General features: G+C 75.5%; 11 protein-coding genes and 1 pseudogene. 5 read left to right on the forward strand and 7 right to left on the reverse strand.

Going from position 1 to position 13182, the window contains the following annotated elements:
* Positions 1–633: pseudogene (locus tag ACFCX4_RS27235) on the forward strand (HEAT repeat domain-containing protein); the annotation flags it as partial.
* Positions 634–686: 53 nt separating this feature from the next.
* Here ACFCX4_RS27235 and ACFCX4_RS27240 read toward each other — a convergent pair.
* On the reverse strand, positions 687–1121 hold the full coding sequence (locus ACFCX4_RS27240) for a hypothetical protein (RefSeq protein WP_376147606.1): 435 nt from the start codon (positions 1119–1121) through the stop codon (positions 687–689).
* Between the two features lie 266 nt (positions 1122–1387).
* Between ACFCX4_RS27240 and ACFCX4_RS27245 the strand changes: the two genes are divergently transcribed.
* Together ACFCX4_RS27245 and ACFCX4_RS27250 are read left to right on the forward strand one after the other, a co-directional pair.
* Positions 1388–2722 carry a bifunctional folylpolyglutamate synthase/dihydrofolate synthase gene (locus ACFCX4_RS27245; RefSeq protein ID WP_376147609.1) on the forward strand — a complete coding sequence of 445 codons (1335 nt, stop codon included), beginning with the start codon at positions 1388–1390 and terminating at the stop codon, positions 2720–2722.
* A gap of 466 nt (positions 2723–3188) precedes the next feature.
* A complete protein-coding gene (locus ACFCX4_RS27250) occupies positions 3189–3593 on the forward strand; it encodes a hypothetical protein (RefSeq protein WP_376147611.1) in 405 nt (134 codons plus the stop codon).
* Positions 3594–3851: 258 nt separating this feature from the next.
* On the opposite strand, the gene ACFCX4_RS27255 is transcribed toward ACFCX4_RS27250, so the two are convergent.
* The 4 genes from ACFCX4_RS27255 to ACFCX4_RS27270 all read right to left on the reverse strand — a co-directional run bounded on the left by ACFCX4_RS27255 (position 3852) and on the right by ACFCX4_RS27270 (position 7493).
* Positions 3852–4649: a phosphotransferase enzyme family protein gene (locus ACFCX4_RS27255; RefSeq protein WP_376147614.1), complete on the reverse strand. Its 798-nt coding sequence runs from the start codon at positions 4647–4649 to the stop codon at positions 3852–3854.
* 134 nt (positions 4650–4783) lie between these two features.
* On the reverse strand, positions 4784–5308 hold the full coding sequence (locus ACFCX4_RS27260; RefSeq protein WP_376147617.1) for an AAA family ATPase: 525 nt from the start codon (positions 5306–5308) through the stop codon (positions 4784–4786).
* Positions 5309–5468: 160 nt separating this feature from the next.
* Positions 5469–6680 (reverse strand): protein-L-isoaspartate O-methyltransferase, encoded by a 1212-nt coding sequence (locus ACFCX4_RS27265; RefSeq protein WP_376147620.1) that lies wholly within the window; start codon positions 6678–6680, stop codon positions 5469–5471.
* Positions 6681–7022: 342 nt separating this feature from the next.
* Complete coding sequence (locus tag ACFCX4_RS27270; RefSeq protein WP_376147623.1) at positions 7023–7493, reverse strand: hypothetical protein; 471 nt, start codon at positions 7491–7493, stop codon at positions 7023–7025.
* 231 nt (positions 7494–7724) lie between these two features.
* Here ACFCX4_RS27270 and ACFCX4_RS27275 point away from each other — a divergent pair, with 231 nt between their 5' ends.
* A complete protein-coding gene (locus tag ACFCX4_RS27275) occupies positions 7725–8378 on the forward strand; it encodes a hypothetical protein (protein WP_376147626.1) in 654 nt (217 codons plus the stop codon).
* Positions 8379–8436: 58 nt separating this feature from the next.
* Here the strand turns inward: ACFCX4_RS27275 and ACFCX4_RS27280 are convergent, their stop codons facing one another.
* Positions 8437–9285: a hypothetical protein gene (locus ACFCX4_RS27280; protein WP_376147629.1), complete on the reverse strand. Its 849-nt coding sequence runs from the start codon at positions 9283–9285 to the stop codon at positions 8437–8439.
* Between the two features lie 5 nt (positions 9286–9290).
* Positions 9291–10586: a hypothetical protein gene (locus ACFCX4_RS27285; protein WP_376147632.1), complete on the reverse strand. Its 1296-nt coding sequence runs from the start codon at positions 10584–10586 to the stop codon at positions 9291–9293.
* A gap of 411 nt (positions 10587–10997) precedes the next feature.
* Between ACFCX4_RS27285 and ligA the strand changes: the two genes are divergently transcribed.
* Entirely contained in the window at positions 10998–13091 is a 2094-nt protein-coding gene (gene ligA, locus ACFCX4_RS27290) for an NAD-dependent DNA ligase LigA (protein ID WP_376147635.1), read from the forward strand.
* Positions 13092–13182: the final 91 nt, after the last annotated feature.

Below are 13182 nucleotides of genomic sequence, written 5' to 3' on the forward strand. Positions count from 1 at the left end.
GTCGAGGACGTCCTCGACCGCGCGGTGCCGGCGGAGCGCTGGGACGTCGTCAGGCCGGCCCTGGCCGCCCTGGCCGGTCTCGGCGAGGCGGCGGCCCCCGCCCTGCCGGTACTCCGCGCGCTGGCGGAACCCGGCGCCGCCGCAGACCCCTCCGTGGCGCCCGCCGCCGTCGCCGCGCTCCGGGCGGCCGGGGCCGGCGCCGGAGAGGTGCTGCCCGGGCTCCTCGCCATGCTCGGCGCCGGCAGCGCGTTCCGGGCCGTCGACGTCGCCGGACTCCTCGGCTCCATCGGTCCGGAGGCCGCCGCCGCGGCACCGCGCCTGCGGGAACTGCTGGACGACGGCCACGACTGGGTCCGCGTGCGCTGCGCCGCCGCGCTCTGGGAGATCGGCGGCGAGCCCGAGGCACCGGCCGTCCTCGGTGCCCTGCTCCCGGCCTGGGAACGCAACCCCGCGGTCGGCAACCACGTCGTGCGCTGCCTCGCCGGGATGGGGACGGCCGCCGCTCCGGCCGTCCCCATCCTGCGCGCCCAGCTCGAACTGCCGCGGCGCGTGGAGCTGTTCGCGGGAGTCGCGGAGGATGAGGAGCTGCAGGCCGGCTGCCGCGGTCTGCTCGCCCGGCTCACCCGTCCATGACTCGCTCGTTCCCGGCCCCTCCTGTCCGGACCCGTCCGTCCTGCGGGGCACCGTCACGGGCGCCGGCGCATGAGGAAGGGCCTGCCGTAGCCGGCGAGCCCGCGCAGGAGGAGCTCGCCGACGACCAGGCCGCTGTCGGAGATGGCGGACGGCGTGGCGTACGGGTGGCTCGGGTGCCAGGCGGGGAGCGTGCCGGGCGTGCTGTCGGCGTTCCAGAGCGGCGCGTAGAACTGTGCGCGGGCGGGCGGTGCGTCGCTGGTGTACCCGATGACGGTGCCCTGATCGTTGATCCCGGTGGCGACGCCGGTGAGCGCGGTCGGTGCGAGCGGCAGGGGTGTGCCGTCCGCGGACCAGCGCGCGGCCTGCCCGCCACGGTGCCCGCGTGGTTCACGGCCGTCGCCCGGCTGTCCGCGCCCAGGTCGGCGACACCGCCGGCAGCCCGATCGACGATTCGCCCCCGCTCCGTTTGCCCCCGACCCACCGGCCAACCATGGTGCGTGCCGGGCTCGTTGGTGCCACCGGGCGCGGGCGCGGGAGGCCGCGGGGGCGTCGGGGGATCCGCCCGTCGGACCGGCAGCGCCCCCGCCCCCAACGGCCGGCCGGCCGTTCGTCAGCGGGACGCCTCGGGAGAGCGTGCGGATCCCTCCATGGGCGCGGAGAGGTGCGCCCGGCGCGTCAGGGGCCGCCGGTTCGCCTCGTCGGGCGCCGTCATCACCTGCTCGCCCCGGCTTCCGTGATGACACCATGGCGTCCCATGGAGTATCAGCAGTGCGTGGACCATCTCGCGGGGGCGTACCGGATTCCCCCGGCGGAGCGTGAGGCGAGGCGGGGCAATCTGCCCGCGCTGTTGGACGTGCTGGGCCGCCCGCAGGACGGGCTGCGCGGGGCGGCGGTCGTGGGGACGAACGGCAAAGGCTCCACCGTGGCCTTCGCCGTGGCGGCGCTGTCCGCGGCCGGGGTGCGGACCGGCAGCATGCCCGGCCCGCACCTGCAGGAGCCGCGCGAGCGGGTCCGCGTCGAGGGGAGGCCGATCGGCCGCGCCGAGTACGCGGCCGCCTACTCCGAGGTGCTGGCGGCGATCGAGGAGCACGGTCTGCCGCTGCCCGCCGCCGGTCTGTGCGTCGCGGTCGCCGCCGCGCACTTCCGCCGGGCCGGCGTCACCCGCGTCGTCGCGGAGGCGGCCATCGGCGGGCGCGGGACGGCTGTCATGGCCCTGGGCCTCGACGTCAAGGTGATCACCGGTGTGGCCATGGACCACACCGACCTGCTGGGCGACACACTCGGCCGGATCGCCACCGCCAAGGCGGAAGCGGTCCGCGACGGCGACCACGTCGTCCTCGGGCGCCTCCACCCGCAGGCACAGACCGCGGTCGAGGACGTCCTGGCCGCCCGTGCCGGTCTGACCAGCTGGCAGGTCGACCGGCAGATCCACTACGCCGCCCGCCCCGGCACCGGCCCCGACGGCCCCGTGCTCGACGTCGTGACGCCGCGCGGCGAGCACCAGGGCCTCTCCTGCCCCCTGCCCGGCGTCCATCAGCACCACAACCTCGCCCTCGGCCTCGCCACCGCGGCCGCCCTCGCCGAGCGCGGCCACGCCCCCGCCCCGGTGGACGAACTCCTGCGTCGCGCCGTCGCCGCCACCCGCTGGCCCGGACGCCTCGAACTGATCGCCGACGCCCGGCTGGACGACTGGCGCGGACGTGTCCTGCTGGACGGAGCCACCAACCCCCAGGGCGTGGCCACGGTGGCGCCGGAGATCGAACGGCTCGCCGGGCCCGTCCGCACCCCGCCCGCCGCGGTGGTCTTCGGCGCGATGCGGGGCAAGGACGTCCCGGCCATGCTCGCCCCGCTGCCCGAGTCGTGGCCGCTGGTCCTCACCCGTACCTCGTCACCCGACGCCACCGGCCCGGCGGAGCTGCACGCCGCCCTGCCCCCGACCCGGCGCGCGGGCGCCGTCACCGCCCCCGACACGCCGAGCGCCCTGCGCCGGGCGGCCGCACTGGTGGGGGACGGCGGCCTGATCGTGGTGCTGGGCTCGCTCTGGATGGTGGGCGAGACCCGCACCGAACTCGGCCTGCCCCCGGCCTGACCCGCGCTGCTTCGGCGGCCGCCGAAACGGCTCGGCGGCTCAGCAGCTCGGCGGCCGGCGGGGTGGGGCGAGGTGCGTCCGATCCCCGCCGGTCGGGCGGTGGGGAGGGCCGGGCTTCCCGGGAGCTCCCGGTGCTCCATCGGGCGTGCGAGGGGACGGCCGAACCCCGGGACTCCGCTCAGGGAGTCCTGTCATCCGGTCGGACCAGTCGTCCGGGCCGAGGCCGTGGACGCTCCTTCCCGTCCGTCGTGCGGCGGGGCCCGGGGGAGGTCCGCCCCGCCGGGACCGCGCTGCAGCCGGGCCCGGTGCCGGGTGTTAGCCCGGTCAGGCAGCGGTGTTCCTCCGCCCGAGTAGCCTGACGCCGGGCCGGGGGAGGGGGGTGGTGGTTCGGGTACGGATCGCCCCGGCGTGGGGGAGCAGACCCCCCGTCGTGGAACGTCCGATCCCTGAGGCCCAGGAGGCCTGAATGACCCGCTCGAAGCCCCTCGTCCTGACCGCCCTCGCCATGTTCGGTGTCCTGGCGGCGAGTACCGCGCCGGCTCTCGCCGACGACGGGCCCGCCGACAAGCCCGCCGCCGTCAAGCCGCTCGCGAACCTCCCCCTCGACCAGGCCGCCGCATCCCCCGCGCTGCTGGCCGCGCACGACCAGGTCGCGGGCGACTGGGTGGACGTGGCCCCGGGAGCCAACGGGGTGGCCTTCGTGGCCTGTCCGTCCGGCGAGGTACCCACCGGCGGTGGCGGCCAGACCAGCGCCTTCCGGATCTTCTTCACCGACTCCTACCCGAGCGGCGGCTACTGGGTCGTGCGCGGCACCAACACCGGCAACTCGACCGAGTCCATCCGGGCGACCGCCGTCTGCACCACTCCCTGACCCCGACCCGGGGCCTGACACCCCCGCCCCGGCAGGCCCGGCCCCTCCGCCGCACCGCGCGGCCGGCGAGCCGCCCTTCCCGGACGGGGCGTCACCGATGAAGCACCCGCCGACCGGCCGCCGTTGACCCTGCCTCGCAGGTCGGGGACCGGCCCGTCGACCGCGCCGGCCCGGCCGCCTACCCCCGCACGGGGGCGGCGACCGGGCCGGACCCGTGGGTGCCCCGGCCCAGTCGGCGGTCGGTCGCGGGCCGCGCGTTCACGCGAACAGGTGCCGGTGCGCCCGGCTCCAGGCGGTGCGGCGCTCCAGCTCGGCCAGGTAGCCGTTCGCCACCCAGGTGGCCTGGGGCTGGCGGCCCTGTGCGGCGAGCCGCCGTACCAGCTCGGTGGTGTCCTGTTGGCGGTCGATGACGGCTTCGGGGACGCCCGCGGCCGAATCGAGGCCGTAGGCGGTGCAGAAGAGCTCCAACCGCCTTCGTCGGTCCGGCACTTGCGGGTGGTGCAGTCGGTGCAGGCACTCGGTGTCGTCACGGAACGGGGCGGTGTACTCCAGCGCGTAGGCGATGTCGTGCAGCCGGGGGGCCGGGCGGGCGAAGTCCCAGTCGATGATCCCCACCGGGCGGCGGCCCCGCCACACGACGTTCCACGGGCCGAAGTCGCCGTGGCAGACGACGGGTTCGCCGGGGTCGCGGTCCGGTCCGGCGGTCTCCCCGCGCTCCTGCGGGTCCCCGGCCCAGGTGGCGCCGGACGGGGGAGCGAACCCGGCGCAGGCCTGGTGGTAGTCGCGCAGGAGGTGGGCGAAGGCCCGTAGCCCGTGGTCGTCGGCGACCCGGGCCCAGCCCGCGGGCCCGCAGTCGCCCTCGATGAAGGTCAGGACCTCCCGCCCCTGGTCGTCGAGGCCCAGCGGCCGCGGCGCACGGTCGAACCCCACCTCCGCCAGGTGCCGCAGCAGGGCGTGGACCGTGGGTGTCCACGGCTGCGCGGGTCTGCGGACCGTGTCGCCGATCCGCACCACCCGGCGGTGGACGCCGTCCTGAAGGACCTCCTCGCCCGTCACCCGGCCGACGCTACCCGGCGCCCCGTCCCCGAGGCACCCGGATTTCACCCCGGACGGGCCCGCCTCCGGGGGCCGGCCCCCGGCCCCCGGCCGGCGGCGGTGGCGGGACGGCGAGCCGGGCGGAGACAGGGCGGTCAGGGGAAGGAGGGCCAGCGGTCGGCGGCCCATTCGGCCCAGCCCGGCCAACCCGCCGGGGGAGCGTCGGTCCCGTGCCCGAGCAGCTCCGCCTCGTCGGGCGGCTCGAACTGCGTTCTCCAGCGGGCGAGGTCCGCCTCGGACACCGGGAAGGTGTCTTCCGGGGCCGTCGACCAACGGTGGGCGATGCGAGCGCGCTGGGTCGCCTCGTCCACCGGGACGTACACGAGGCGGCAGACCGCGCCCGTGGACTCGGCGAGCCCGCGGATCGCGGACCTCTCGTCGCGGGACCAGCAGCCGAAATCCAGGACCACGTTCGTGCCGAGCCGCAGGGCGTCCAGCGCCAGGGAGAGCAGACGCCCCTCCAGGACGTCGCGTCCGCCGCCGGCCTCCGGCTCGCCGAACAGGGGGATCATCCAGTCGTCGGGCGTCAGCCGGAGCGCGTGGTGGTCCCGCGCCAGCCGTCGGGCCCGGGTGGTCTTTCCGGCTCCCGGCAGGCCGACCGTCACAAAGAGCGTGGTCATGACCGGATCGTTCACGGAAACCGGGCCGCGGGCAACAGGCACGTCCCTCCGGCCCCGTCTGGCCCCTCCGGCCCCTCCGGCCCCGTCCGGTCCCGTCCGGCTCCGCCCCGGCCGACCGGCGCTGCCCGGCACCGGCCGCCGGGAGCGCCGGTGCCGTTTCTCAGCGCACCGCCTGCCGCGCCGCGGGCCGAACCGCCTGCCGAACCGCCTGCCGAACCGGTGCGATCGGCCATCGCGGACCGTCCGGGGCGCCCTGCCAGGCCCATTGGGCGTCGGGGGTGACGGTGATGCCGTAGTCGTACGGGTCGGGCCGGCCGAGGTCTTCCCACCGGGACCACGCGGTCGTCACCTCGTCGCCGATCCGGCGCGGCCCGCCCTGGAGGAGCACCGTCCCGCCGTCGGGATGCCGCCGGGCCTCCGCCCACGAGCTGTCGCCGTCGTGCACCAGGACGACCGGGAGGTGGTCCTCCACGGTGGTGGACAGGATCGCGTCCGGGACGGCGACCCTCACCGCGAACCGGACGTGCCAGTCCGTCAGGCCCTCCGGGTCGCGGTTCAGCACCCGCCGGTCCTGCGGCTCGCCGTCGCCCCGCACCGTCCGGTACGCGGCGACGCCGCCGCCGGGCTGGGCGGGGCCGCGCCGGTCGCCCATGAACCGGGCGAGGCCGTGCACCCAGCCCCGTGCCCCGGAGCCGTCGGCCGAGACGGTGAGGGCGACGTACCCCAGCCAGCCCCAGGGGAGGACGATCCGGCCGCCCGGCCGCACGGCCTCCACCCAGGACCAGGGCACCGTCTCCACGGCGTAGGTGGCGTGGAGACGGTCGACCCGGCCACCGCCCGGTACCCCGTCGTGGGTGGCGTCGCCCACCGTCACCGCGGCGTCGAGCCCGGCGGCCTCGATCCGGGAGCGCGCGAAGGCGGCCAGGTCCTCGTCGACCTCGCTGGAGACCACCAGGCCGGGGCCGGCCCGCCAGGCCGCCAGGGCCGCGGTCCAGCCCTGCCCGGTCCCGACGTCCCAGACCCGGTGCCCGGGTTCCAGCCGCAGGCTGTCGAGCATGTCGGTCACCACCCCGGGGGCGGACAGCGACGACAGCGGACGGTCGCCGTCGACACGGGTGACGGCGGCGGTGCCGACGTCGCCGTACACCTCGCCGGCCCATCCGTCCGGGTCCGCCGCGCGGTCGACGGGCGCGTAGGCCCGGCCGTCCCAGCGCCACAGCCGGCCGGGTGCGAACCTGTCGCGGGGCAGCGCGGCGAAGGCCTCCCGCAGCCACGGCGAATCCTGCGGCCACTGCCCCTGGCGCTCCATGTCCGCGTCCTGGCGCTGCCGGTGCCCGGCCAGGCTCCCCGCCTCGCTCACCGCGTCGCTCACCGTCGTTCAGCCCTTCTTGTGCTTGCCCGTGCCGTCGGCGGGCTTGTCCACCTTCCCGTCGGCGTTGTTCGGCGGGGGTGTTCCCTGGCCCGGGTCCGGCGCCGGTTTCGAGTGGTCTCCCACGATGCCCTCCTGGATGCACGGAACATGATCGATGGACCAGCCTGGCCCAGCACCGGTACCTGCGGTAGACGGCGCACGGTGGCGCGCCCCGGCGCACGCGGGCCGACGATCCGCCCTCCGGGGGCCGTTGACGGGCCTCCGGCCGTTGACGGACGACGCCCGCCCGAGTGCCGTCGGAGCCCCTTCGGAGCCCCTCCCGCGACGCGGGTCCGGCCGGGGTCAGCGGCCGATGGGGCGGTGTGCCGGTCGGTCGCGGGCCGGTTGGTCCCGGGCCGGTTGGTCCTGGGCCGGGTGCTCCCGGGCCGGCGGGGGGCTGGGGCGGTCGCGGGGCGCGGTGTCGGCGAGGCGGCGGCGGGCGACGCGCAGGTGACGGGCCGCGTGGTGCAGGTGCCGACAGGCCATCGGGGCGGACCCGGCACAGCGGGGGGAGAGCCAGCGGTGCGCCGCGCGCACGGAGTCGAGCGCCCTGAGGAGCGCCTCCCGGGCCGTTCGCATGGAGGGGATCGGGCCGGTCTCGCGGACGGTGCGGGCGAGGAGGAGCGCGAGGTCCTCGGTGTCGGGCCAGGCGCCGTCGGAGAAGTCGTGTCCCCACCAGGCGAGTTCGACCGCACAAGCGCCCACCCGCCCGTCGAGCCGCTCCTGCCAGGAGGCGGTCGTCGTGGAGGGTAACGGGTCCGGGGTGTTTCGCACATGAACATGGTCCGCCCTCGCGCGGCCGCCGGCGCGGGGCCGCGGAACTCTGTCGACGTACTGTTGCACAAGCTTCGTTTCGTCTCGGTTTCGTCCTTGCGGCGGATCCTCACCGGGGTCGGCCCGGTGGCCGTGTCCGGCGGCTCTGCCCGGTGGCAAGGGCGGCGGCACCGGTGCCGGGGCCGTGGCCGGGACGGGTGTTGTCGGAGCGCTCGCCTACGCTGTGCGGCCATGGGACTTTCGATATCGGTGGGGATGCTCCACGACCAGGCGCGCAACGACCCGGAGGGGCTGGAGTACCACCTCCGCGCCTTCGAGCGCCTCGGCACGGCGGTCCGGGAGGAGGGGATCGACTGGCAGGAGCCTCCGTTCGACGGGCCGCCGCGGACCCCGGCCTTCTCGGGCGGCTTCCCCTACCGCTACCTGACCCGGCTGCGCCGCGTGCTGGCGCTGCTCAGGAGCGGTGAGCCGGTCGTTCCGGCCGAGGAGGACGGGGCCCGCTGGGAGCGCGACTGCGGGCTGATCCAGGACGAGGCGTCGATGTTCTCCTCGCACCTGATCTGCCACGCCGACAACGCCGGTTACTACGTGCCGGTGGACTTCGCCGACCCGCTGTTCCTGCCCTCCGAAGCGGGCGTCGCGGGTGCGGGCATGGTCGGCTCCGTGCAGGGCCTGCTGCGCGAACTCGCCTTCGTCGCACCGGCCCTGGGCATCACCGGGACCGGCCTCGGCACCGCTTCCGCCCCCGGCGCCGCTTCCAACCCCGCCCCGCCCGAACGACCCCTCCCCGAGGGGCCGTTCGAGCCGGAGCGGTTCGCCTGGCAGCAGCTGCACGCCGCCTGCCTGGCGGCCCTGGCCGGCGGCCACGCGATCGTCTTCCACTGACCCCTCAGGTCCTCCACGGGCTCCCCGCCCGCCACCGACCCCGCCCCGCGCGGCCCGGTCACTGGAAGATCGCGACCGGGTGGACGTCCAGGGCGCCGTCCTCGCCGTTCCAGCCCCTGATCTTGCCGAGGCAGCTGCCGGAGAACTCCCCGGTGGGCCAGTTCTTTCGCAGCCCCGGGTTCGCGCAGACCAGCCGGACGTGCGCGGCGGGGCCACCGGAGGTACCTGCGGCCCCGGTGAGGCCGGTGCCGGAGGTACCGGAGGCGCCCGGAGCGTCGGTGCCGGGCGTGCCCGGGGCGGCGGTGCCGCCGTACGGGGCGAGGAAGACGGTGAAGCCCGAAGGGGTGTCGGAAGTGCGGGCGGCGAGGCGGAACCTGCCCTTGACGAGTACGTAGTCCTCGGCATGGCTCAGCTGTGTGCTTCTGGGCATCGGGTCGGCGCGACCGAGCTCGCCGAGCAGTTTGACCAGGGCCGGGCTCCGGCGCACCGTGCCGTTCTTCAGGTTGGCGCGGATGATCCCGTGGTCGCGTTCGATGATCTTGAGGAGGACCCCGATCACCTCGACCGGCGTGCGGGTCTGGACGTAGTGGGTGATCATCTCCTCCGCCCGCTCGACGCCGAACCCCGCGGGGAGCCCGGGGACGTCGACCTGGGCGCTGCCACCCCGGGTGATCCGGTGCTGGACCTCCTGGGTCAGGGCCGCCGCGTGCCGTCCCATCTGGAACTGGTCGGTGATGGCCGACTCGTCCAGGTAGACGCAGATGCCCTGGGTCAGGTCGAGGCCGGTGAGCCGTTTGTCGCGCAGTTCCAGCAGGGCGCACCGCGCGAGGTGGAGCAGGCTCGCCACCGCGGTGGCCCAGAGGAGCAGCATGGGCCACCACTGGCCGAACCAGAGCCTGGAGAACACGCCGCTCACCCCTGCCCGTTCGTCGTGGGGGTCCCTGCGGACGGCGTCGCGCCCTCCGTGGGGGGAGCGGTGCCGGTGCCGGGCTTGCAGCCGTCGACGGCGGCGCCCTTCAGCAGGGGGTCCAGCTGGACCTCGTCCAGGTCCGTGGTGGGGTTCCTGATGCCCCGCCAGGGAACCGGCAGCCCGTGGGCGTCCAGGTGCGCGGTCAGGCGATCCTCGCCCTTGGCGCCGTCGCCGGTCCGGAACCCCAGTTCGGTCGCCCGGTCCCGCAGCCGGGCGTCCGTGGTGACGAGGTCGACCAGCCGGCGCGCCCGTGGTGTCAGCGCGGCGATGCGCGGCACGGAGACGGCCGAGTTGTCGGGGTAGAGCAGCACGCGCGAGGTGTCGGGCCCGCCGTTCGCCGCCTTCTGTTGGAGCTGGTACTCAAGGAACTGGTGCTCGTAGAAGACGGGCGTCGGCACGGACAGCTCCCCGCGTTTGAAGGACGGGAACCGGTCGGAGTTCGAGGTTCCCCCGTTGTTGAGCATCGGTTGGATGCGCCGGCCCAGGTCCTCCCAGTTGTCGGTGGTCTTCGGAGTGGAGGACTTCAGCGCGACGGCGACCTGGGCGACGAAGGTGCCCGCGGAGTTCGAGTCGCAGATGCCCGAGGTGTAGGCGGTCACCTGGGCCTTCTCGTCGACGACGTTCTCCGGGACGTCGAGCGACCGCCAGGTCGTCCCGGCCTCGGCGAGTTCCAGGAACTTCTGCATGTGGAGGGTGTAGTAGATCGGTTCGGAGTTCGCCTGCCGCCCGTCCGGGGCGCCGCCCCGGAGCGGGGTCGCCACGCCTTTCTCGACCAGGGCCTTCGCGTACTCCCGGAAGGTTCCCACGGTGACGAGGCTCGACAGGATCGGCACGTCCCTGACCGGACTGTGCTCGCCCGCCGCCTCGCGCCGCCGCTCCACCTGGTCGCCCGGTGCCTTGCCCGACAGGACCACGAAGTCGTAGGGATCGAGGTCGCCGCGCGAGATCTTGCGGGACCCGGCGTTCTCGGTCCCCACCTTGATGCGGTGGCTCATCAGTATGCGCTGCACCTCGGGGTCCATGAAGAAGTCGCGCTTGGAGGCGGCCCGTCCCCACAGCTCGACCACGGGCAGCCCCGGCACCGGCAGGTCCCCGGTGAGCGCCATGACCGTCGTGGCGACGACCAGCACGGCCAACGGGCCGACCGTGCGCCGGCGGAACCCCCGCCGCGCGAAGAAGAAGGGGCGTCCGCCCTCGATCCGGAGCTCCGGCTCCTGAACGAAAGTTCTGTCCAACATGTTTGACACCATGTCAGGTACGTTCAGGCGCAGACGGAGCTGATCGGCAAACGTTCATCCCCGCTATATCGGTTCGCAATCATCGCCCCCACGAACGCGGGAACCCGCCTCCCCGCCCACCACTATTCGGCCCTGCGTGGGGATGGGAGGGGCCGCCCGCCCACGCTGCGGGGCCGGGGGTGATTCGAGGTGACGGAGAGGACAGCGCTCGCCGGGGGTTCCCGGGCGCGGGGCGGTGGGCGGCCTGCCCGGTCCCGTCGTGCCGCCGCCGACTCGCAGGCCCTCGCCCGGCCGCCCACGGCGCGGCGGCGGCAGCGCTCGCTCTGGGCGGTACGGCCCCGGGGCCGGCCACGGCTCGCCCCGGTGTTCGGTTCCCCGGGTGTTGTCGGTGGCTCCCGGCATGATGCCCACATGAACGACGACACCGCCGCCGCCCTTTCCTCCCCGGCCGACTACGCCGATGCCGTCGACCGGGCGGTGCGGGCTGCCGCCGCCTACTACGGCGACGGGTCGACCCCGCTGGGCGACGACGAGTACGACGCGCTGCTGAGGGCGATCGCCGCCTGGGAGGACGCCCACCCCGGCCAGACGCTGCCCGATTCCCCGACCGGCAAGGTCGCGGGCGGCGCGGCGGTGGGCGACGTCCCGCACAGTGTCCCGATGCTCTCCCTGGACAACGTCTTCTCCGCGGACGAGCTCGCCGAGTGGGCCGCGGGACTGGAGCGGCGCCTGGGCCGTGAGGCGGCCGCCTGGTGCGTGGAGCCCAAGCTGGACGGCATGGCGGTGGCCGCCCGCTACCGCGCCGGGCGTCTCCACCAGGTGCTCACCCGCGGTGACGGTCAGGCGGGCGAGGACATCAGCCACACCGCCGACGCCGTCCTGGGCCTGCCCGCCGCGCTCACCGAGCCCGTCGACGTCGAACTGCGCGGCGAGGTCCTCCTCACCCACGACCAGTTCGAACGCGCCAACCGGCTGCGCACCGAGCACGGTGCCACGCCGTTCGCCCACCCCCGCAGCGGGGCGGCAGGCACCCTGCGGGCCAAGGACCGCCCCTACCGCGTCGAGCTCACCTTCTACGCCTACGGCGCCGTCGGCCTGGACGACGACCTGTCCCACAGCGCGCTCCTCGAACGGCTCGCCGCCCTGGGGGCGAACACCGCCGCCACCACCCCCGCCCACCCGCGGCGCTGCGCGACGCTGGAGGAGGCCCAGCAGCGGATCGACGAGATCGCCGCGCTGCGCCCGGTGCTGCCGTTCGGCATCGACGGTGTCGTGATCAAGACGGACGGCGCGGCCGACCGGCGCGACGCCGGGTCCGGCTCGCGTGCGCCCCGCTGGGCGGTGGCCCGCAAGCTCGCCGCCGAGCACAAGGTCACCCGGCTGCTGGACGTCGAGTGGAACGTGGGCCGCACCGGCATCATCGCCCCGCGCGCGGTCCTCGATCCCGTGGACATCGACGGCGTGACCGTCACCTACGCGACGCTGCACAACCCCGGCGACATCGAGCGCCGGGGGCTGATGCTCGGTGACCGGGTGTTCGTCCACCGGGCCGGCGACGTGATTCCGCGGGTGGAGGCGCCGCTGGTGGAGGAGCGCACCGGGGCCGAGAAGCCGATCGTCTTCCCCGAGGTCTGCCCGCGCTGCGGGGACGCCATCGACACCTCCGAGCAGCGCTGGCGGTGCGTGCGCGGGCGCGGCTGCCAGGCGGTCGCCTCGGTGATCTACGCGGCCGGGCGCGACCAGCTCGACATCGAGGGGCTGGGCCGGACCCGGGCCGTGCAGCTGGTGGAGGCCGGGTTGGTGGCCGACATCGCCGACCTGTTCGCCCTGACCCGCGAGCAGGTCCTGGGCCTGGAGCGGATGGGGGAGACCAGTACCGACAACCTCCTCGCCGCGATCGCCGCCGCCCGCACGCAGCCGCTCAACCGGGTGTTCTGCGCGCTCGGCATCCGCGGCACCGGGCGGACCATGTCCCGCCGGATCGCCGCCCACTTCGGCTCCATGACGGCGATCCGCGCCGCCGACGCCGAGACCCTGGCCACGGTCGACGGCATCGGCGCCGAGAAGGCCCGCGTCGTCGTCGCCGAGCTCGCCGAACTCGCGCCCCTGCTCGACAGGCTCGCCGCCCAGGACGTCGGGACCGCCGTCACCGAACCCCGGGCACCGGCGACCGCCGCGGCGGACCCGGCCCCCGGCGGGGAGGCGGACGGCGCCGACGCGGACGGCGGCGACGCGGCGCAGCAGCCGGCGGCCGGACCACTCGCAGGGCAGGCCGTCGTCGTCACCGGCAGCATGACCGGCCCGCTTGCCGCCCTGTCCCGCAACGAGATGAACGAGCTCGTGGAGCGCGCCGGCGGCAAGGCCTCCTCCTCGGTGTCGGCGCGCACCACCCTGCTCGTCGCGGGCGAGAAGGCCGGCTCCAAGCGCGCCAAGGCCGAGACGCTCGGCATCCCGGTGGTCACCCCGGAGGAGTTCGCCGACCGCGTCGCCGCGTACCTGCCGTAGCGCTCTGCTCCTGTCCTGGCACGCCTTCCCGGGGGTGCCGGGACAGGAGCAGACTCGCCGCCCGCCCGCCCGCCCGCACGCACGCCCGCCG

This window comes from Kitasatospora sp. NPDC056327, from assembly GCF_042261735.1.
Taxonomy (GTDB): domain Bacteria; phylum Actinomycetota; class Actinomycetes; order Streptomycetales; family Streptomycetaceae; genus Kitasatospora.